The sequence below is a fragment of the Microbacterium sp. CH12i genome (assembly GCF_000685355.1).
In the GTDB taxonomy this organism is placed as follows: Bacteria; Actinomycetota; Actinomycetes; order Actinomycetales; family Microbacteriaceae; genus Microbacterium.
Genome location: NZ_JHET01000004.1, coordinates 174795 through 194355 on the forward strand (window position 1 = coordinate 174795; position 19561 = coordinate 194355).

20 protein-coding genes and 2 pseudogenes are annotated in these 19561 nt (G+C 64.0%); 2 read left to right on the forward strand and 20 right to left on the reverse strand.

Annotation, left to right across the window (positions count from 1 at the left end; translation table 11 throughout):
- Positions 1-34: 34 nt before the first annotated feature.
- The 3 genes from DC31_RS05875 to DC31_RS05885 all read right to left on the reverse strand — a co-directional run bounded on the left by DC31_RS05875 (position 35) and on the right by DC31_RS05885 (position 1776).
- Positions 35-745: a hypothetical protein gene (locus tag DC31_RS05875; protein ID WP_051606478.1), complete on the reverse strand. Its 711-nt coding sequence runs from the start codon at positions 743-745 to the stop codon at positions 35-37.
- Positions 742-1086, reverse strand: a complete 345-nt coding sequence (locus DC31_RS05880; RefSeq protein ID WP_051606479.1) for a DUF6114 domain-containing protein — start codon at positions 1084-1086, stop codon at positions 742-744. Before DC31_RS05880 ends, DC31_RS05875 begins: the two co-directional genes overlap by 4 nt.
- A gap of 93 nt (positions 1087-1179) precedes the next feature.
- Entirely contained in the window at positions 1180-1776 is a 597-nt protein-coding gene (locus tag DC31_RS05885; protein ID WP_036278061.1) for a DUF6230 family protein, read from the reverse strand.
- Positions 1777-1889: 113 nt separating this feature from the next.
- Here DC31_RS05885 and DC31_RS05890 point away from each other — a divergent pair, with 113 nt between their 5' ends.
- Positions 1890-2339 carry a TetR/AcrR family transcriptional regulator gene (locus DC31_RS05890; RefSeq protein ID WP_235201359.1) on the forward strand — a complete coding sequence of 150 codons (450 nt, stop codon included), beginning with the start codon at positions 1890-1892 and terminating at the stop codon, positions 2337-2339.
- Complete coding sequence (locus tag DC31_RS19190) at positions 2318-2488, forward strand: hypothetical protein (protein WP_235201360.1); 171 nt, start codon at positions 2318-2320, stop codon at positions 2486-2488. Before DC31_RS05890 ends, DC31_RS19190 begins: the two co-directional genes overlap by 22 nt.
- Positions 2489-2538: 50 nt before the next feature.
- Here the strand turns inward: DC31_RS19190 and DC31_RS05895 are convergent, their stop codons facing one another.
- From DC31_RS05895 to rsmH, 17 genes and pseudogenes are all read right to left on the reverse strand, one after another.
- The gene (locus DC31_RS05895) at positions 2539-3438 is read right to left on the reverse strand and encodes an RluA family pseudouridine synthase (protein ID WP_036278064.1); all 900 of its coding nucleotides are present in this window, start codon (positions 3436-3438) and stop codon (positions 2539-2541) included.
- A gap of 2 nt (positions 3439-3440) precedes the next feature.
- Entirely contained in the window at positions 3441-3968 is a 528-nt protein-coding gene (lspA, locus tag DC31_RS05900; RefSeq protein WP_235201373.1) for a signal peptidase II, read from the reverse strand.
- A 48-nt stretch (positions 3969-4016) separates the two neighbouring features.
- A complete protein-coding gene (locus DC31_RS05905; protein WP_036278069.1) occupies positions 4017-4637 on the reverse strand; it encodes a DivIVA domain-containing protein in 621 nt (206 codons plus the stop codon).
- A gap of 116 nt (positions 4638-4753) precedes the next feature.
- Positions 4754-5053 carry a YggT family protein gene (locus tag DC31_RS05910; protein ID WP_036278077.1) on the reverse strand — a complete coding sequence of 100 codons (300 nt, stop codon included), beginning with the start codon at positions 5051-5053 and terminating at the stop codon, positions 4754-4756.
- 3 nt (positions 5054-5056) lie between these two features.
- Positions 5057-5539 (reverse strand): cell division protein SepF, encoded by a 483-nt coding sequence (locus DC31_RS05915; protein ID WP_036278079.1) that lies wholly within the window; start codon positions 5537-5539, stop codon positions 5057-5059.
- A gap of 40 nt (positions 5540-5579) precedes the next feature.
- On the reverse strand, positions 5580-6260 hold the full coding sequence (locus DC31_RS05920; protein ID WP_036278082.1) for a YggS family pyridoxal phosphate-dependent enzyme: 681 nt from the start codon (positions 6258-6260) through the stop codon (positions 5580-5582).
- A 7-nt stretch (positions 6261-6267) separates the two neighbouring features.
- A pseudogene (ftsZ, locus tag DC31_RS05925) lies at positions 6268-7405 on the reverse strand (cell division protein FtsZ).
- 165 nt (positions 7406-7570) lie between these two features.
- Entirely contained in the window at positions 7571-8473 is a 903-nt protein-coding gene (locus tag DC31_RS05930) for an FtsQ-type POTRA domain-containing protein (protein WP_036278086.1), read from the reverse strand.
- Between the two features lie 3 nt (positions 8474-8476).
- The gene (gene murC, locus DC31_RS05935; protein WP_036278087.1) at positions 8477-9877 is read right to left on the reverse strand and encodes a UDP-N-acetylmuramate--L-alanine ligase; all 1401 of its coding nucleotides are present in this window, start codon (positions 9875-9877) and stop codon (positions 8477-8479) included.
- A 19-nt stretch (positions 9878-9896) separates the two neighbouring features.
- Entirely contained in the window at positions 9897-10970 is a 1074-nt protein-coding gene (locus DC31_RS05940; RefSeq protein WP_036278091.1) for a UDP-N-acetylglucosamine--N-acetylmuramyl-(pentapeptide) pyrophosphoryl-undecaprenol N-acetylglucosamine transferase, read from the reverse strand.
- On the reverse strand, positions 10967-12160 hold the full coding sequence (ftsW, locus tag DC31_RS05945; protein WP_036278094.1) for a putative lipid II flippase FtsW: 1194 nt from the start codon (positions 12158-12160) through the stop codon (positions 10967-10969). The genes DC31_RS05940 and ftsW overlap by 4 nt, the downstream gene beginning before the upstream one ends.
- Positions 12129-13664, reverse strand: coding sequence for a UDP-N-acetylmuramoyl-L-alanine--D-glutamate ligase (gene murD / locus DC31_RS05950; protein ID WP_036278097.1), 1536 nt, complete (start codon positions 13662-13664; stop codon positions 12129-12131). Before murD ends, ftsW begins: the two co-directional genes overlap by 32 nt.
- Entirely contained in the window at positions 13661-14773 is a 1113-nt protein-coding gene (gene mraY / locus DC31_RS05955; protein WP_036278099.1) for a phospho-N-acetylmuramoyl-pentapeptide-transferase, read from the reverse strand. Before mraY ends, murD begins: the two co-directional genes overlap by 4 nt.
- Positions 14770-16181: pseudogene (locus tag DC31_RS05960) on the reverse strand (UDP-N-acetylmuramoyl-tripeptide--D-alanyl-D-alanine ligase). The gene mraY and the pseudogene DC31_RS05960 overlap by 4 nt, the downstream one beginning before the upstream one ends.
- A gap of 27 nt (positions 16182-16208) precedes the next feature.
- A complete protein-coding gene (locus tag DC31_RS05965; protein WP_036278102.1) occupies positions 16209-17993 on the reverse strand; it encodes a peptidoglycan D,D-transpeptidase FtsI family protein in 1785 nt (594 codons plus the stop codon).
- 23 nt (positions 17994-18016) lie between these two features.
- The gene (locus DC31_RS05970) at positions 18017-18586 is read right to left on the reverse strand and encodes a hypothetical protein (protein ID WP_036278104.1); all 570 of its coding nucleotides are present in this window, start codon (positions 18584-18586) and stop codon (positions 18017-18019) included.
- Complete coding sequence (rsmH, locus tag DC31_RS05975; protein ID WP_036278107.1) at positions 18583-19521, reverse strand: 16S rRNA (cytosine(1402)-N(4))-methyltransferase RsmH; 939 nt, start codon at positions 19519-19521, stop codon at positions 18583-18585. Before rsmH ends, DC31_RS05970 begins: the two co-directional genes overlap by 4 nt.
- Positions 19522-19561 lie beyond the last annotated feature (40 nt).

Below are 19561 nucleotides of genomic sequence, written 5' to 3' on the forward strand. Positions count from 1 at the left end.
CGTCGGGGCACAGACGCCGGGGTTTGATATGGGCTCACTCCACGATGCGCTGATCGGTGTTCGTGTACGAGATCGAGTCAGCGATAGACCCCACCAACCCGAAAGAGACGTTCAGGAGACCGGGTTCAATCTCATCGAGAGATGGCGGTGTGTCGAGCCCCAGTGTGAGCGGTGCGCCGCCGAGAGCGGTCGCCGTGGCCGATCCGAGATACACCGACACGTTTCCTTGGAGTGACATCGTGTCGGCGTTGGTGACGAGGCCCGGGCCATCCGGCGGTCGGACGGAGAGGCTGAAATCGGTGATCGTGACTGACTCAGCGCTGATCTTCAACGCTCGCACCGTGCTGCCGTCGATCGTGGGGACGCTGACGATACTGATCCCCTTGAGCCCGGTGAACGAAAGTCCGCCCGCACCCATTGCCGCAGGCGTGCCAGTGAAAATCGGCGCACCATCATCGACAGGGGCGGGAACGGGAGCTTCTGCGGTGGGAGGGACTGTGCTGTCCGGTGCCACGGGAACGACGGCATCCGGCTCGGTGAGTGTCTCGCCCGGGGCGGAAGGGACCACGGGCGCCGCGGGGGCAGTCGATGACCCCGGTGTCGGCGCAGGCTTCGGGCACAGAAACGAGAGGAAAGAGTCGCAGAACCCGGTGTACCGCGGTGACGGTGCCGCGTTCACCATGAGGGGCGTTGCAACCACCAGTGCAACGAGTACCGCGGCGACGCGAAGTCGAGGCGGCCTCACTCGCTATCCCCTGCCGCCAGTGCGGCACGCTGCGCCTTCGAATTTGCGCGGGCTTGCGGAGTCATCCACGCTGCCACCAGCACACCACCGACACAGCAGAGAACCGTTCCGATCAGGAAGCCGCCGAGGTTGACGCCGACAATGGCATACAGCCCCACGGCCAGCGCGATAATCCCGTAGAAGACGTGGTGCGCTGGCATCGTGATTGCGAGGATGCCGAGCAAAAGCAGCATCACCGGAATTATCGTCGCCTGCAGACCCTCGATGCCGAGCTGAACGTGAAGGTGCCCGATATCGAGCTGCCCGGAGAAGAACATCTCGATTCCACTGATCGCGATCAAAATACCCCCCGATGAACGGACGCTCGCTGCGCCAGCTCGAGAAACGGCCCCGCACGTTGGTGCGCATGCTCGCTCGCGTATCGACCGACTCGCTCAGAAGCATCCCTGCGATCCGTCCGTCAGCTGCAGGTTCATGCCCGTCAGCGTGAACACCGCGGCCTGAGTACTCCAGGCGGTCTGCTGGAGGTTGGCGATGGTCACGGTGTCGGCGTCCTGCGCGAAGTCGCCGGGTGTGCCCTTGGCGTCGGTGTTCACCGTCGAGGCGTCAACCCCGATGCGAATGTTCCCGAACGATGCATCGCCCTTGAGTCCCGTCATCCCGATCTGGAGGTCGGTTGCGGACGCTGGGTTCCCGTCACCGCCTGCGGTGATCAGTACGCCTACCGTGCCGAGGGGCGTCTCGGTGATGACCGACTGGCAGAGATCGCTCAGTGTCGCGCTCTTGATGTTCGCGATCGCCACAGCGTGCTCCCCGCCCTCGGTGTCGGTGGCCACACCGGCGTACTGCGAGAAGCCAGTGCCGTCGAGCTGCGTGGCCCCGATCTGAAACTGGCTGCCCGAGACAGCGAAAGAGACAGGGACTGCTCCTTGTGCGATTCCGCCGAGCAGAACTGCCGCGACGATTCCCACGGGTACCGCCGCGAGTGTGACGCGGCCAGCGTGCGAGCGAGTGAGAGACGGAAACTTCATCGATCCTCCTGGTATCGGGCCGTCTTCTTCGACGGCACTTGATCGAGCATAATCGTAATTGACTCAGAGTCAATACTGCATCGCCCCGCGCGGGTGGCCGATAGGCTGGCGGCATGTCCGCTGAGCGCCGCAATCGCCTGACGCCTGATGAGCGTCGCACGCAGCTGCTCATTCTCGGGGTGAGCTTTCTCGCAGACCACCCTCTTGGCGACCTCACGATCGACGAGCTGGCCCGCCGGGCCGGGATTTCGCGGGCGCTCGTGTTCCACTACTTCGAATCCAAACAGGGCATGCACCGCGCCATCGTCACGACGGCCAGGGACTCCCTCATCCAGGCCACCGAGCCCCGGCTCGATCTGCCCCCTCGCGAGCGCATCGACGACACGCTGCTACGATTCGCCGCATTCGTTCGCGAACACCGCGGCACTTTCTCCTCCCTCGTGCGCGGCGTCGCGAGTGGCGATCCGACTGTTCGGGGTGTCGTCGATGAAGCACGGGAACTCACGCCGCGCATCTTCGCGACGCGTTCGCCGAGCTCGGGGTGCCCGTTACGCGTGCTCTGACCATCAGTCTTCGCGGATGGGTCGCCCTCGCAGAAGAAGTTCTCGTTACCGTCGCCCCCGACGACCGGACGGACGACGCTGATCTCGTCGCTTTTCTGCTGCGCACCCTCGACGGTGCCGTCGCTGCGGCCCGCGACAGCGCTCTCTGAGCCCTTGCTCCCTTGAGCCCTTGAGGTGTCTCAGTCGCCGCGCAGCAGCTCTACGCGTGCGCAAGGTCACCAGGATACGGTGACTCGAACTCGGCCCACTCCCCTGTTGCCGGGTGTGTGAAGGCGAGCTTGTGCGCGTGCAGCCACTGGCGGGTGAGGCCGAGTTTGGCGGCGATCGTCGGGTCCGCGCCGTAGAGCGGATCACCAACGCACGGATGCCGGTGAGCGGCCATGTGCACGCGAATCTGGTGCGTGCGGCCGGTCTCGAGGTGAATCTCCAGCAACGAAGCCCCAGGGAAGGCCTCAAGCGTCTCGTAGTGGGTGACAGAGTCCTTGCCTGTCGGCGTGACGGCGAACTTCCACGAATGATTTGGGTGGCGCCCGATAGGCCCCTCGATCGTGCCCGCGAGCGGATCAGGATGCCCCTGCACCACCGCGTGGTAGATCTTCTCGACCGTGCGCTCCTTGAAAGCACGTTTGAGAACGGTATACGCAGACTCGGTCTTCGCGACCACCATCAGCCCGCTCGTGCCGACGTCCAGTCGGTGCACGATGCCCGCACGCTCTGCGGCGCCGCTTGTGGCGATGCGGAACCCCGCGCCGGCGAGAGCGCCGAGCACAGTCGGTCCTTCCCAGCCCTGCGAGGGGTGAGCAGCGACGCCAGACGGCTTATCCACAACCACGATGTCATCGTCATCGTGGATGATTCCGAGCTCCGGAACAACCATGGGAACAATCTTGGGTTCTTCTTTGGGACGCCATTCGACACTGAGCCAGCCTCCGGCACGCAGTCGGTCTGACTTTCCCAGCGTCATGCCATCGACGCTCACGCCGCCGGCTTCGGCGACCTCTGCCGCAAAGGTGCGGGAGAACCCGAGCATCTTCGCCAGAGCGGCGTCGACGCGCGAGCCCTCGAGCCCGTCAGGGACGGGTAGCGATCGCGACTCCATTCTCAGGCGTCCTTTTTCGACTCTGCAACGTTCGACTCCACAGCAACGGCGACGTCGTCCTTCTCACGCGTCCCGTCGAAGCGAAGCCCGAGTACGACCAGCAAAGCGACCGCGATCATGCCGCAGACGATGAACATGTCGGCGACGTTGAAGATTGCTGGCATCATCCACGGCATGGAGATCATGTCGACGACGTGTCCGACTCCGAAGCCCGGTTCGCGCAACAGTCGGTCGGTCAGGTTGCCGAGCACTCCGCCCAACAAGCATCCGAGCACCACTGCCCACAGTCGTGAACGCAGACCGAAGGCTTTCCAGATGATGATGATCGCGACGACAGCGAGAGCAATCGAGAAGATCCACGTGACCTCGCTACCGAGCGAGAACGCGGCACCGGGGTTTCGTACGTAGTACAGCTGAAGGAACTCACCGAGAACGGGGACAGGCTCGTGCAGCGGCAGGTTTTCGACGGTGAGGTACTTCACAAACTGATCGGCGGCCAGCACCACAGCCGCGAGAATCGCGACGATGATGCCGGCCGCCGACCGACGAAGGGGACGACGTCCTGGCAAAAGGACGACCTACAGACCGATTGCAGAGACCGGCGTCGAGTCCGTTGACGTCGACTTCTCGTCGAGGTCGCGCAGCTGACCCTCGATGTAACCGCGCAGCTGCGAGCGGTAGTCACGCTCGAAGTTGCGGAGCTCGGTGATGCGGGCTTCCAATGTGTTGCGCTCGCGCTCAAGGCGGGCCGACTCTTCGCGCTCCTTGGCCTGAGCCTCAGTGCGAATGCGGTCAACCTCGGTCTGTGCCTCGGAGATGAGCTGGTTCTTCTTGCTCTCACCCTCGGCGACATGCTCGTCGTGCAGACGCTGAGCGAGCTCGATAATGCCAGCAGTGGCAGTCGTCGAACCCGTGCCTGCGGCTGCGGGCGCCGGCTCGACAGCGACAGGAGCGGGCTGTGCGGCGACGGGTGCGGGCACCTCGTCGACAACCTTGGGTGCTTCTTCGGCTGCGGCCGGGGTCTCACCGGACTCGTAGGCGGCGAGCTTCGTCTTCAGCTCAGCGTTCTCTTCGAGGGCTTTACGCCACTCGACGACGATCTCGTCGAGGAAGTCATCAACCTCGTCCGGGTCGAAGCCGTCCTTGAAACGGACGTGCTGGAACTGCTTGGTGACGACGTCATCCGGGGTCAGTGCCATTATCTCGGCTCCTCTTTCGATGAGTTCTGTTGCCAGTGACTGAAGTATGGCTCGGTATTTATCCGGCGCGTACCCGGGGCGCGCACCTCCGAGCAATCATAGTCCCCGAGTGGGGATCAGATGAAAGCGCGCACGATTGACATCAGGATCAGCACACCCAGCATCGTGAATGTGAATCCGAAGTCTAGTGAGAGCGTGCCGACGCGCAGCGGAGGTATGAAACGCCGGAAGAACCGAATCGGAGGGTCGGTGACGGAGTACACGAACTCTGCCGCGACGAGGCCGCCGCCTTTCGGGCGCCACTCACGATTGAACAACGGGATGTAGTCCAAGATGAGGCGCGCGAACAGCACAAAGATGTAGATCAGCAGGATCAGATGAATGATCGATGCGATCGCTGAGACCAGCGTTGCCACGGCTTAGGACTGGTCGAAGCCCGAAGTCTCAGGGTCTGCAGACGCGATACCTCCGTGGCCCGATACCGCAATGTTCTCCGGCGAGAGCAGGAACACCTTGCTGGTGACGCGCTCGATACGACCGTAGAGACCGAGAGAAAGACCGCTCGCAAAGTCGATGAGGCGTCGCGCGTCGGCGTCGCTCATCTGCGACAGGTTGATAATCACCGGAACGCCCTCGCGGAAGCTCTCTGCGATCAGCTGCGCGTCACGGTACTGCTTGGGGTGCACCGTCAGGATCTCGTTGACCACACCGGCGGCAGGCTGGCGCACTGCGACAGGGCGTCGAAGCGGCGTCACCGGTGCAGGAGCGGCATCTTCGTGGTCACGATCGCGGTCGCGTTCACGATGTGCGCGAGCAGGCGCCGGGGCGAGCTGCTCTTCGTAGGCCTCTTCCTCATCGGCGAGGCCCAGGTACACCATGGTCTTCTTGAGCGGGTTTCCCATCGTGTCCTCCGTGTTTGACATGGGCTGATCTGTTTCGAGGTTAACCCCGGTCAGGCCGGGGTCCGGTGATTGCCGAGCCGATCCGCAGGTGTGTCGCGCCTGCAGCGATCGCCTCGACGAAGTCGCCGGTCATGCCGGCGGAGATCCAGGTGGCGTTTGGTGCGATCGTGCGCACGCGGTCGGCGATGCCACGCAGCCGTGCGAATGCCGTTGCCGGCGTCTCATCGAGTGGAGCCACACCCATCACACCGCACAGGCGCAGCGAGGGCAGCGTCAGGATGTGTTCGGCGAGGGTCTCTGCCTCGTCTGGCGCCACGCCGCCGCGACCTGCTTCATCGGTGAGGTTGACCTGCACGAGAACATCAAGCACATCGTCCCCCTCACCAGCGCGGTGCAAGGAATCGGCCAGCTTGATGCGGTCGACGGAGTGCACGACATCCGCGCTGCGTCGAATCGCTGCGGCCTTGTTCGTCTGAGCCTGGCCGATGAAGTGCCAGCGCAGACCGTCTAGCTGTAGCTCGTCGACTTTGCCCGACAGCTCCTGCTGTCGGTTTTCACCGACGTCACGCACGCCGAGCGCGTGCAACTCGCGCACGAGGGATGCCGGGTGGAACTTCGTCACCACGATGCGGCTGATCTCCGCGGCATCCCGTCCTGCCGTGCGCGCGGCGTCCGCGATCTGTTGATCGATCGCCGACAGCCGCGCTGCGAGGTCAGTCAAAGCGCTCCTACTTCAGGAACTCGGGAATGTCGATGTCATCATCGACGAACGCGGGCTCCAGGCTCGTCGCGATACGCGGCGCGGGCTGGTTGTCCCGCTGCGGGGCTGCAGCGGGGGCCGGCTCATCCGAGAGAGTCACCTCCGGCAGCGTGCTCGCATCGGGGCGAGAGACCACCATCGGGTCGAGGCGCAGTGCCGGCTCTCCGCCATCGAAGCCTGCCGCGATAACCGTGACGCGCACCTCGTCGCCGAGAGTGTCGTCGATGACGGTTCCGAAGATGATGTTCGCCTCGGGGTGCGCTGCTTCCTTGACGAGGTCGGCCGCGTCGTGGATTTCGAAGATTCCGAGGTTCGAACCACCCTGGATCGACAGCAGCACTCCGTGTGCGCCTTCGATGGATGCCTCAAGCAACGGCGATTCGACGGCAAGCTCGGCGGCCTTGATCGCGCGGTCGGCGCCGCGGGCGGAACCGATGCCCATGAGCGCAGAGCCCGCACCCTGCATGACCGACTTGACGTCGGCGAAGTCGAGGTTGATGAGTCCCGGTGTCGTGATGAGGTCAGTGATGCCCTGCACACCGGCAAGGAGCACCTGGTCCGCGGTCGCGAACGCCTCGATCATCGAGATGCCACGGTCGCTGATTTCCAGCAGGCGGTCGTTCGGCACCACGATAAGAGTGTCGACTTCTTCCTTGAGCTGGGCGACCCCGGCCTCGGCCTGGCTCTGACGACGACGGCCTTCGAACGAGAACGGCTTCGTGACGACACCGATGGTGAGCGCGCCGATCGACTTTGCGATACGTGCGACGACGGGGGCGCCACCCGTACCTGTTCCGCCACCTTCACCTGCGGTGACGAAGACCATGTCTGCGCCAGCAAGTGCCTGCTCGATCTCTTCGGCGTGGTCTTCCGCGGCGCGGCGGCCGACCTCGGGGTCGCACCTGCGCCGAGTCCGCGAGTGAGCTCGCGGCCCACGTCGAGCTTGCGTCGGCGTCGCTCATGAGCAGCGCCTGCGCGTCGGTGTTGACAGCGATGAACTCGACGCCACGCAGGCCGAGATCGATCATGCGGTTGACGGCGTTGACGCCGCCACCGCCGACGCCGACGACCTTGATCACGGCGAGGTAGTTCTGGTTCTGGCTCATGGCCGGCCTCCGATGTATCGAGCCTGGAAAGAATGTGAACCTTAAACCTCAACTAGAGGTGTAAAGTGTTTCCCGGTATTGCGTTCTCTTGTTCGAAGGTATGCGGCTTATTCGCGCGCACGCGCAACGACACGGGCGTGTCGCCGGTTTCGCTGCAGAACGGGGTCAGCCGACGACCGGAACGAGATACGAAGAGACATCCACACTGCTCGCGTCCGGTCGTGCAATCAGAACTTTGCTCAGGGTCTGACTCTTCATGACCGAATCCTCGGCGCTCCCCCACACGACGGTGAGTCCGGTCGAGAGCTTCAGCGTGACATCGTCCAGCGTGGTCGCCGAAACTTCGCTCACGAGTGATCGCACCTCGACGGGCAGCGAGCGAACGACGAGCCCGACGGACTCGAAAGCGTCGGACTTGATGCCACCGGAGACGCGCAGCACCGGCTGCCCCTCCGGCCGAGTGGGAGTGGTCGAGAGCGCGACACCGGCGGCGTCGACAAGGGTGTATCCGGCATCCGACTCAATGACGCCGATCGGCGTGCGCTCGACAATACGCACAGTGAGTCCGTGCGGCGGCTTCGCCTCCAGCGCATACGTCTCGATCAGCGGGAACGCAATCAGCGCAGCCTTGATCTCGCTGTCGCTCACCAACGCGAGCGGCGTGCCGATTTGGTCGCTGAGCGCGGCCTCTACGGCTGCGAGGTCGAGCGTGGATGCACCGACGATAGTGATCTTCTCCACGGCGAAAAGCGGGCTGTAGGCCGACGCGATACTGCCGCCGATCAGCAGCACCACTGCGCCCAGCGCCGAGAGCCAGATGATCCTTCGACGGCGGGAGCGCTGCGTGAAGCGACGGATCTCTGCGCGCAGGGTCTTTCGCCGAGCGCGTGCAGCACGCCAGACGTCCCGAGCAGTGAGGCCTTCCAGTGTCTCCGGTTCTACCGGCGCGATTATCGGTTCAGCTTCGACCAATTCCGCACCGACATCGCGGGGTCGGCGCGGAGGGCGAGCCGGGGCGGGCTTCGTCTCCTGCTCCGGCGGCGTCGGAAGCGGCGGCGGACGACGCATCGCTCAGACTCCGGTTGCCCGACGAAGCGATTCGAGCACCTGGGGGATGATCAGGTGAACGTCCCCACAGCCCAGCGTGATCACGTAGTCGCCCTCGCGGGCAACAGCCGCGGTGTAATCGGCTGCCGCCTGCCAGTCCGGCACGTAGTGCACGTGCTCCTGGTCGGCGAAGGCGTCGCTGACGAGTTCGCCGGTGACCCCGGGAACCGGATCTTCGCGCGCGCCATAGACATCGAGCATGACCGTGTGGTCGGCGTAGGCCTCAAGCACCTCGGCGAACTCGCGGTACATGTGCTGGGTGCGCGAGTACGTGTGCGGCTGCTGGATGGCGATGATGCGACCAGCGCCCACCACGCTACGAGCAGCTTCGAGCGCGGCCTTCACCTCAGTGGGATGGTGTGCGTAGTCGTCGTAGACGCTCACCCCTCGTTCGGCACCGTGCAGCTCGAAGCGACGCACGGTGCCTGAGAATGACTCAACGGCGCGCGCGGCATCAGCAAGGTCGTGACCGAGTACGAGGAGCACTGCGACCGCACCTGCCGCATTGATCGCGTTGTGCTCGCCCGGCACGAGCAACTGCATATGCGCGCTCACACCCTGGTAGGTCAGCGTCGCAGCTACGGGGCCGGCAGTGGAGACATCAGTGAGACGCACGTCGGCACCTTCGGCAAGACCGAAGGTGATCACATTCTGGTGCGAGAGTCCGGCCTTGACCCGCAGTGCACCCGCGTCATCGCTCGAGATCACGACAGCTTCGCTCGCACGATCAGCGAAGCGGATAAAGGCGTCATGAAAAGCCTCGTCCGAACCGAAGTGGTCGAGGTGGTCGGGATCCACGTTGGTGATCAAAGCGATAGCGGTGTCGTACAGCAGGAAGGTGCCGTCAGACTCGTCGGCCTCGACGATGAAGAGATCGTCGGAACCGGAGGCGCTTGACGTCCCCAGTTGCTCGATCACACCACCATTGACGAAGTTCGGGTACGTTCCCAGCGCCTGCAGCGCCGTAACAACCATCCCCGTCGAAGTCGTCTTGCCATGCGCACCCGCGATCGACACGAGTCGACGTCCGCCGATGAGCCAGTGCAGCGCCTGAGAGCGGTGGATGACGTGCAGTCCACGTTGCTTCGCCGTGACGAACTCAGGATTTTCGGGCCAGATTGCTCCGGTGTGCACGACCGTGTCGGCGTCGCCCAGGTGGGCGGCGTCGTGTCCGACGTGCACAGTGGCTCCGGCCGCGGCTATGGCCCGCAGATTGTCGCTGTCGGCCCGATCGGACCCAGAAACGCGAATGCCCGCATCAAGGAACATCTTCGCGAGTCCGCTCATGCCCGAACCACCGATCCCGATGAAGTGGGCGGCGGTGATGGACTCCGGGATCGGGAGGGAGAGGTCAGGTCTGATCATGTCCTATCCATCCTAATTCTCACGCGCTCAGCGCGCGGTCGATCATCGCGATCACGTTCGCGGTCCCCGTGCGGGTACCGACGTGTTCCGCGGCGGCCGCCATGCGGTCGATGCGCGCACGGTCCCCGAGCAGCGGCACGATCGTGTCGCGCACCGTATCGCCAGTGAAGCTGGCATCGTCGAGCAGAATCGCCGCCCCCGCGTCGACTGCCGATGCCGCGTTCAGGCGCTGTTCGCCGTTGCCCACCGCGTACGGCACGTAGGCGGCAGGGATGCCGAGCGCACTGACCTCACTGACCGTCGCAGAGCCGGCCCGAGAGACGATCAGATCTGCCAGTGCGAAGGCGAGGTCCATCCGATCGACATAGCGGCGCATCGCGTATCCCGGCACCTCTGGATCGACCAACTCACTGCGCTCCCCCGTCACGTGCAGCAGCTGCCATCCGGCGGCAAGGATATCGCCCCAGGAACCGGCAAACGCCTCATTCAGACGCAGTGCGCCCAGCGAGCCGCCGAAGACGAGGAGTACCGGACGCGCGGCATCTAGCCCGAAGGCCTCGGCCGCCTCGGCGCGAGAGGCAGCACGGTCGAGTGAGATGACCTCCTGCCGCAACGGCATACCCACAACTTCACTGCCTTTCAACGGCGTGCCCTCGAAGGCAACCCCGGTACCCGCGGCCCAGCGCGCTCCGAGGACATTCGCCAGTCCCGGCTTCGCATTCGCTTCGTGCACGACGAAAGGCACCCGCTCGCGACGAGCAGCCACATACGCTGGCGCCGAGGCGTACCCGCCGAACCCGACAACGACGTCGACGCCGCGGTCACGGATATGCGCGCGCACCTGCGCGATCGCGCGGCGGAATCGATTGGGGAATGCCACCGCTTGGCGGTTAGGGCGACGAGGAAACGGCACCTTGTCGACGATCAGCAGCTCGTAGCCGCGCTCAGGGACCAGTCGCGATTCCAGGCCCTCTTTCGTGCCGAGCACGAGAACGTCGGCCTGCGGGTCTTTTTCGCGCAGCCCATCGGCGACGGCGAGCAACGGATTGACATGGCCGGCGGTTCCCCCACCGGCAAGAAGGTACGTGGTCACTGGGTGACCTTACCCCGTTCGGTTGCGGGGATCGTGCGAGCGAATGCGAGGAGCACGCCGCATGCGAGCAACACCGCAAGCAACGCTGTACCACCCTGTGACATGAACGGCAGCGGCACGCCCATGACGGGGAGGACGCCAATCACGACGCCGATGTTGATGAGCGCCTGGCCGAGGATCCAGACGGTGATTCCACCTGCTGCAACGCGGATGAACGGGTCGGGGGTCTTGCGCATGATGTGGAAGGCGCCGACAGCGAAGAATGTGAACAGTGCCAGCACGACGAGGCAGCCGATGAGCCCGAGTTCTTCGCCGACGATCGCGAAGATGAAGTCGTTGGCAGCGGCAGGCAGCCAGCCGTATTTCTCCTGGGAGTTACCGAGACCGAGGCCGAAGATGCCACCGTTTGCCATGCCCCACACCGCATGGATCGACTGGTAGCAGTCGTTCTCGTAGTTGTTCATGTCAGAGCAGACAGCGCTGATGCGTCGCATCCGGTCGGGGCTGAAGATTGCCAGCGCAGCGATGCCGGCTGCGCCCAGGATCACTGGGAGGATGAACAGACGCAGTTTGACGCCAGCGAAGAACAGGCAGCCGAGCAAAATCAGCACGAGCACCATCGTCGTTCCGAGGTCTTTACCCGCGATGACGGTTCCGATTGCGAGCAGACCCACCGGGATCACCGGAATGAACACATGGCGCCATACACCGAGCAGCGCGCGCTTTCGCAGCAGCACGTAGGCCACCCAGAGCGCGAGGGCGAGCTTGAGGAACTCCGAGGGCTGCACCGACGAGAAACCGAGGTCGATCCAGTTGCGGTTGCCCGCATCCTCGATACCGAGCGGGGTGAACACCAGAAGCTGGAAGATCACCGCACCGATCAGTGCCGGCCACGACATCTTCTTGAGAAACGCAACAGGCAGCCTGCTCACCAAGAACATCATCGGGATGCCGACGGCCGCGAACATCGCCTGTTTGAGCGCGGTGTCCATGACCCCTGTCTCGGTAGCGCTGGTGGCCGAGATCACCATGATGATCCCGAAGACCGTCAGCAACAGCGCCGTAGAGGCTATGAGCAGAAACTCGGAAGACGGCGGAGTGAACAGGCGTCCCAGCGAGATGCGTGCGGCGAGCCCCCGGGATTCAGGCCGCGAGGACTCAGAGCGCGGTGGGCGGGCTACCTGCGTCATCCGCGCTCCCCCGGTCGATCCAGCTCCGCACCGCCTCGGCGAAACGGTGGCCGCGATCCGAGTAGCTGGTGAACTGATCGAAGGATGCTGCGGCGGGAGCCAGCAGAACTGTTCCCCCATCGACGGCGATCCCCGCGGCGATCTCCACTACGCGGTTCATGACCTCACCAGTCTCGCCAGTGACCACCTCGAACACCGGGACTGTCGGCGCGTGTCGCTCGAATGCCGCCACAACTTCGTCGCGGACGGCACCGATGATGACCGCTGCACTCGCAGATCTTCCTGCATCCGCCACTAGCTCCGAGAGATCGACGCCTTTGAGGTCGCCGCCCACGATCCACACCGCACCGGGAAATGCCCGCAGCGATGACGCTGCGGCGTGCGGGTTTGTTGCCTTGGAGTCATCGACCCACACGATTCCGGCATGACGCGCGACGACCTGGATGCGATGCTCATCCAGGCGAAACGACTCCAGCGCGCGACGGATAGCCTCCGGCGGGGTGCCGAGTGAGCGCGCGATCGCGCTGGCAGCCAGGATGTTCTGCACAATGTGCGGGCTGTCCAGACCCGCCTTCGCGAGCTCGGCGACGGTGGTGAGTTCGAGGGCGCTGTGCGCGCGATCGTCGTGGAAGGCCCGGTCGGCGAGGATGCCGTCGACAACTCCGAGATCGCTCGGTCCGGGAACCCCGAGGTCGAAGCCGATCGCCCTGGCACCCTCGATCACGTCGGCGTCTTCCACCATGATGCGCGTGGCCTCATCGGCTTTGTTGTAGACGCAGGCGATGCGGGTGTTGCGGTACACGTATGCTTTCGCATCGCGATACGCCTGCGCGCTGCCGTGCCAGACGAGATGGTCGTCGGCGAGGTTCAGGCACACCGAGGCGTACGGCACGAGTTCACCGGCAGCACTGCTCTGGCCGAGGTACCAGAGCTGGTGGCTGGAGAGTTCAACGACCAGCACATCGAAACCGCTCGGGTCACGTACGGCATCCAGAACCGGGATGCCGATATTACCGCAGGGCGCCGCACGCAGCCCGCCCTCGACAAGCAACGACGCGGTCAGCTGAGTCGTGGTGGTCTTCCCGTTGGTTCCGGTGATGAGCACCCAGTCAGCGGGAGTGCCATCCAGTCGCACGACCTTGTCGCGCACCCGCCACGCGAGCTCAACGTCGCCCCAGAGCGCGATCCCGGCAGCCTGCGTCCAGCGGATGACAGGATGCGACGGCGAGAATCCCGGCGAGGCGACAACGACCTCGGGCGCAAAGTCTCGAAGCGTCTGCGGCACGTCACTGAACGCACCGAGTTCAAGTCGTGCGCCGATGACGGGAATCAGCCGCGCGTATTCCTCGGATGCCGATTCGGACAGCACGAGCACGTCGGCACCGAGTTCGGCCAGTGTGTCGGCCGCAGAGAAGCCGGTCATGGACAGGCCGAGGACGGCAACGCGCAGGCCTCTCCAGTCGGCATGCCAGCTGGTCAGAGTATCCAGACGTTCAGCGGTCATGCCAGCGAGAGCCATTCGACGTAGAAGAGCCCGACGGCCGAGACTGCCAGCAGGCCAGCGACGATCCACAGACGCACAACGATCGTCACCTCAGGCCAGCCGCGCATCTCCAGATGATGATGGAACGGGCTCATCAGGAACAGCCGCTTGCCGCGGGTCAGCTTGAAGTAGCCGCGCTGGAGGATCACTGACCCGGACGAGAGTACGAACACACCGGCGATCACGAACAGCAGCAGCTCGGTGTGGGTGAGAATCGCCATCGCCGTGATGACGCCGCCGATCGCCATCGATCCGACGTCACCCATGAAGACCTTGGCCTTCGGCGCGTTCCACCAGAGGAATCCGATGAGTCCCGAAGCAAAGGACGCCCCGACGATGGCGAGGTTGAACGGGTCACGAATTTCGTAGCATCCGCCCAGCGCCGCAACGTCCAAGCCTTCACCCGCACAGGGCTGCTTGAACTGCCAGAAGGCAATCAGCGTATATGCGCCAACGACGAAGACTCCGGCGCCCGCGGCGAGTCCGTCCAGTCCGTCGGTCAGGTTCACACTGTTAGAGGTAGCGATGCCAATGATCGAGATCCACAGGAGATAGAGGATCCAGCCGAGCACCACGCCGAACACGAAGAGGTTCAACCACGGGATGTCGCGGAACAGCGAGACGAACTTGGTGGCCGGGGTCTGATCCCACTTATTGGGGAAGTTCAGGGCGACGATGCCGAACGGGATGATCACGAGCATCTGCCCGATGACCTTGCGCCACCCCGACAAACCGAGGCTTCGCTGGGAGCGCACCTTCATGAAGTCGTCGACGAAACCCACCGCACCGAAGCCCACCATCAGCCACAGTACGAGAAGCGAAGACAGCGCGGGTTGCCCATCGCCGCCGACGTAGACGCCGACGAAGTATCCGACGATCGTGCCAAGAATGAAGATCACGCCGCCCATCGTGGGCGTACCGCGCTTGGCTTCGTGGCTCGGATTCGCGATGTCTTCGGGCGTGCGGATGACCTGGCCCCAGCCCCACTTGCGGAAGAGCCGCAGGAAGACCGGAGTCAGGAACAGGGTGAAGGCAAGCGATATCGCCGCGGCCATGAGGAGTGATCTCACGAGAACAATTCTCCCAGACGATCGCCGAGATGCCTGAGGCCCACGGAATTGGATGATTTCACCAGCACGCGATCCCCGTCACGGAGCTCGGTGCGCAGATACTCGAAGGCTGCGTCCTGGTCTGGGAGATGCACGGCTTCGCTGTCCCACGATCCCTCGCCGACGACAGAAAGATAGAGGCGACGGGCTTCAGGTCCGACAACGACGATGCGCCTGATGTTCAGTCGCACCGCGAGCAGGCCGATCCGGTCATGCTCTTCCCCCGCGCTCTCACCCAGCTCACTCATAGCGCCGAGGACGGCGACCGTGCGCTCCTCGGGGCCAGTGATCTGTGCCAGCGTGCGAAGTGCCGCCGCCATCGAGTCCGGACTTGCGTTGTAGGCGTCATTGATGATGCGCACGCGCTCGTTGCCCATGGGCTGCATGCGCCAGCGCTCGGCAATTTCGACCGTCTCGAGCCGCGCGACCGCAGCTGCGGTGCGCACGCCGAGCACACGGGCCGCAGCGATCGCGGCGAGGGCGTTGGTGATGTGGTGCGCGCCGAGAACCTTCAAATGCAGCGGCAGGCTCTCTCCTGCGGCGTCGATCGCTGAGCGCGTGCCGTCTGCCGCCACGAGCACGTCGCGTGCGCGCACCTCGGCGTTGGAGTTCTGCCCAAAGCCGACGACGCTCAGACCGTGGGCAACCGCCGTCTCGCTCATCGCTGCCACGCGCGGGTCGTCAATGTTCAGCACGGCGAATCCACCCGGTCGCGATGCGGTGATCAGCTCAGCTTTCGCTTTCGCCGTCTCTTCGACGCCGCCGAACCCACCGGCATGCGCCATGCCGACCATGAGGATGACGGCAACATCTGGCTCGACGAGTCCCGCAAGGTGCGCGATGGCGCCGGGACCTGAGGCACCGAATTCGCTGACGAGGTACTGAGTGCTCTCGGTGACGCGAAGCATGGTGACCGGGGCGCCAACCTCGTTGTTGTACGAGTCGATCGGCGCGACCGTCTCGCCCTCATCTTCGAGGATGCGCGCGAGGAAGTTCTTCGTCGTGGTCTTGCCGTTGGAACCGGTGATTCCGACGGTCTTCAGCTGTCCGCCCTCGCGGACACGTGCGACGACAGCGCGCGCGAGATCAGCAAGAGCGGTCACGGCATCCGCAACGATGATCTGGGATACCGCCACCTCGACCGGGTGCTCGACCAGAGCGAGCACCGCACCGTTATCAACCGCAGCACCAACGAAACGGTGCCCATCAGTCTCTGCTCCTGGTTTCGCGACGAAGATCGAACCGGCAGTCATCTTCCTCGAATCGGTGTCGACGACACCGTTCACCACAGTCTCTGCGGTGTCGGCATCGACGCACGCAGATCGCCGCGCGTAATGGCGGCGATCTCGGCAAGCGACAGGGCGATCATGACATCTCCATGCGCGGCTGAAGGCCGCTAGTTGAATTTGGGGAGCAGCTCATCCATCGGAATTGTGGACGGCGAGACACGGTAGGTCTTTAGCACCTGAGTCATCGCCTGTTGGAAGGCGGATGCCGTTGCTGTTGATGAAACAACCCTAGTCGGCTCGTCGAGAGTGACCACGACAACGTACTCAGGGTCATCGACCGGCGCGAAGCCGACCATGCTGGTGTAGTACGCGCCCGGCTTGTAGCCGCTGCCATCTTCCATCGGCTTCTGCGCGGTACCGGTCTTGATCGCCACGCGATATCCAGGAATTTGAACCTGTTCGGACAGCCCGCCCTGGACCGCAACATTTTCGAGGATGCGGGAGACCGAGTTCGCCGTCGTCTCCGAGATGATCTGCTCGTGAGCAGGTGCATCCGACTTCAAGACGGTGCCGTCACCCTCGGTGCACGATTCGATGAGTGACAGGTCGATCTTCTCTCCGCCGTTCGCAATCGCCTGGTATGCGCCAGCGATCTGCGGCGCCGTCACTGTGAGCGCCTGGCCGAAGGTCGTCGTGTAGAGCGACGCGCTGTCCCAGTTCGCGGCGGGGTGCAGAACGCCGCTCTCCTCACGCGGGAAGTCCACGGTCTTCTCGCCGACGCCGAACTTCTCGATGTAGTCGTGCCGAGTCTGGGCGTCGATCATGGTGCCGAACTTTGACACTCCCACGTTGGACGAGTCGATGAGCGCTCCAGCGAGCGTGTAGTTATACGCCGCGTGCACGAACGCGTCGTTGATGACAGTGCCGTTCGGGAACACTTCACGACTGGCGGCCGAAATTGTCGTGTTCAGATCTGCGGCCCCGGCATCAAGCACGGCGGCCGCGGTAATTGCCTTGAACGTCGAGCCGGGCTCGAAAGTGGTACCGAATACGCGGGTTCCCCAGTCCTCGGGAGAGGATGCATCAAGATCGTTGGGGTCGAGAGAAGGCCACTCTGCGGCCGCCCTGATCTTTCCGGTCTTGACCTCGACAACCGTAACTGTGCCGGCCTTCGCCCCCATCTTCTGGGCTTCTTCCGCAATCATCTGCTGCATGTACCAGTTGAGATCGGAGTTGATCGTCAACTGCACTGCCCCACCATCGAGCGCATCGACGGTGCGCTCGCTGCCCGGGATTACGACGCCGTCCTTGCCGCGCAGGTAGGTGCGTTCGCCGTTCGTCGGGGCGAGACATGATGCTTCGAGCTGCTCGACACCGGCTTGACCCACGCCAGCACTATCGAGATAACCGACGATGTTTCCGGCGACAGCACCGTTCGGGTATACCCGGGTTTCACGCGGCGTCATATGCAGATAGACGAGTCCAAGATCCCTGAGCGCTAAGTACTTCTCGGTACTGAGCCCACCCGGAAGCTGGTAGTACTCCGATTCGGGGTTCGCTTTGATGGCGTCAGCGACCCCGGCGCGCAATTCATCAGCATCTTGACCGGTGACTTCGGCGATCTTGTCGGCGGCTTCGGTCCACGACATCTCCGGGGGGTGCTCCTCGTTGTTCTCGAGGAGCATGATGACCTTTGGGCTGAGCTGAGCGTCGTAGACGGTCACGCTCTGCGCGAGGATTGTTCCGTTGGCATCGAGAATCGAGCCTCGATTGCCGTACAGCGTCTGGGTGCTGCCGAGTTTTCCGACGTGGAGCGAGTCTTCGACATGCTCACTCGCGCTCACCACCTGGATGTCGACCAAGCGGACCACGAATGCCGCGAGCACCGCAAGGATCACTGCGAGAGCGACGACGGTGCGACGGCGCGGACCGCGTGTTGCTCGTGTCGTCATGATGTTCTCTCAGTCGAGGTGATTCAGCGGGTCGTGGGGCTGGGGAGCCCGTCAGTGATCGGAGGGGGAAGATTTGGGTCGACTATCGTGCTTGCGCCGTCTGCAGGCTGCGGCTCTTCAGCCGCGGCCAGCGCTTTCTGGTTCAGGAGGGCATTGTGCACAGCGCCGCTGCCCATCGGATCAACCGTGGAGCGCCAGTCAGCACCAGTGTTCGCACCGAGTATTGCCGCATCGCTGAGCCGAAGGTAGGAGGCAGAGCCGGCGACGACCATACCCAGTTCAGAAGCCTTGGTTGCCAGCAACTGAGGCGAGCTGATGCCGGCTAACTCGTCGTCGAGCGCGCTCGCCTGCAGGTTGAGCTCACGCTGTTGTGAGGCCAGATCAGCCAACGCGAAGGAATCGTGGGTGATCGCCAGAGAGAGACCGATCTGCGCCGCACCGATCGCGGCCGCGCCGCCGAGGGCGATGAGCGCGTACGCGAGCTTCGGGCGCCGGCGCGGAGCCGGTGCAGTGACGGGCGCGAGGCGACGCGATGGCCGCGGAGTGGGTGCAAGTGGTTCGGGCAGTAGTGCAGCCGATGTGGCGCGGCTCATGCTGCCTCCCTGATTCGCTCGGCGGCGCGCAGACGCACCGGAATGGCACGTGGATTACGCTGCTTCTCTTCATCGCTCGCCAGCTCAGCGCCTTTAGTGATGGTGCGAAACCGTGGCGCGTGCTGTGGGAGTTCGACGGGCAAGCCCGCCGGGGCTGTGGAGGCGGATGCCGCTGCGAATGCCTGCTTCACCAAACGATCCTCGAGTGACTGATAGCTCATCACGACGATCCGACCGCCGACGGCGAGTGCGTCCATCGCCGAGGGAATCGCGTCGGCGAGCACGCTGAGCTCGGAGTTGACTTCGATGCGCAACGCCTGGAACACGCGCTTCGCAGGGTGACCGGCACGCTGCACGGCGGCGGGAGTCGCGGCCTGCAGCAGATCGACAAGGTCCTGCGAACGCTCGAGTGGTTTTACGTCCCGTGCCTGCACGATGAATCGGGCGTAGCGCGCGGAGAGCTTCTCTTCGCCATAGCGCTCGAAGATGCGGCGGAGGTTTCCTTCACTGTAAGTGGCGATGACTTCGGCTGCGGTTGTGCCCTTGGTCTGGTCCATCCGCATGTCCAGCGGCGCGTCTTTGGAGTACGCGAAGCCTCGGTCTGCGTCGTCGAGCTGCAAGGACGAGACGCCGAGATCCATCAGGATGCCGGCCGCTCCATGCGCGTGCAGGCCGATCTCGTCGTACACCGTGTGCACGAGTGTGACCCGATCGGCGAACCGCTCTAGCCGCTGGCCGGCGATGCGCAGTGCGTCGGTGTCACGGTCGAGGCCGATGAGGCGGATGTTGTCGAACCGTTCGAGGAGGGCTTCGGAGTGCCCTCCCATGCCGAGCGTTGCATCGACGAGCACGGCGCCGTCTGCCTGCAGTGCCGGCGCGAGCAGTTCGATACAGCGCTCAAGGAGGACCGGGGTGTGGATGTCGCGAAGGTTCATAGTCTTTCCGGTGACCTTTGACTCTGATCCCCCTCCGCTT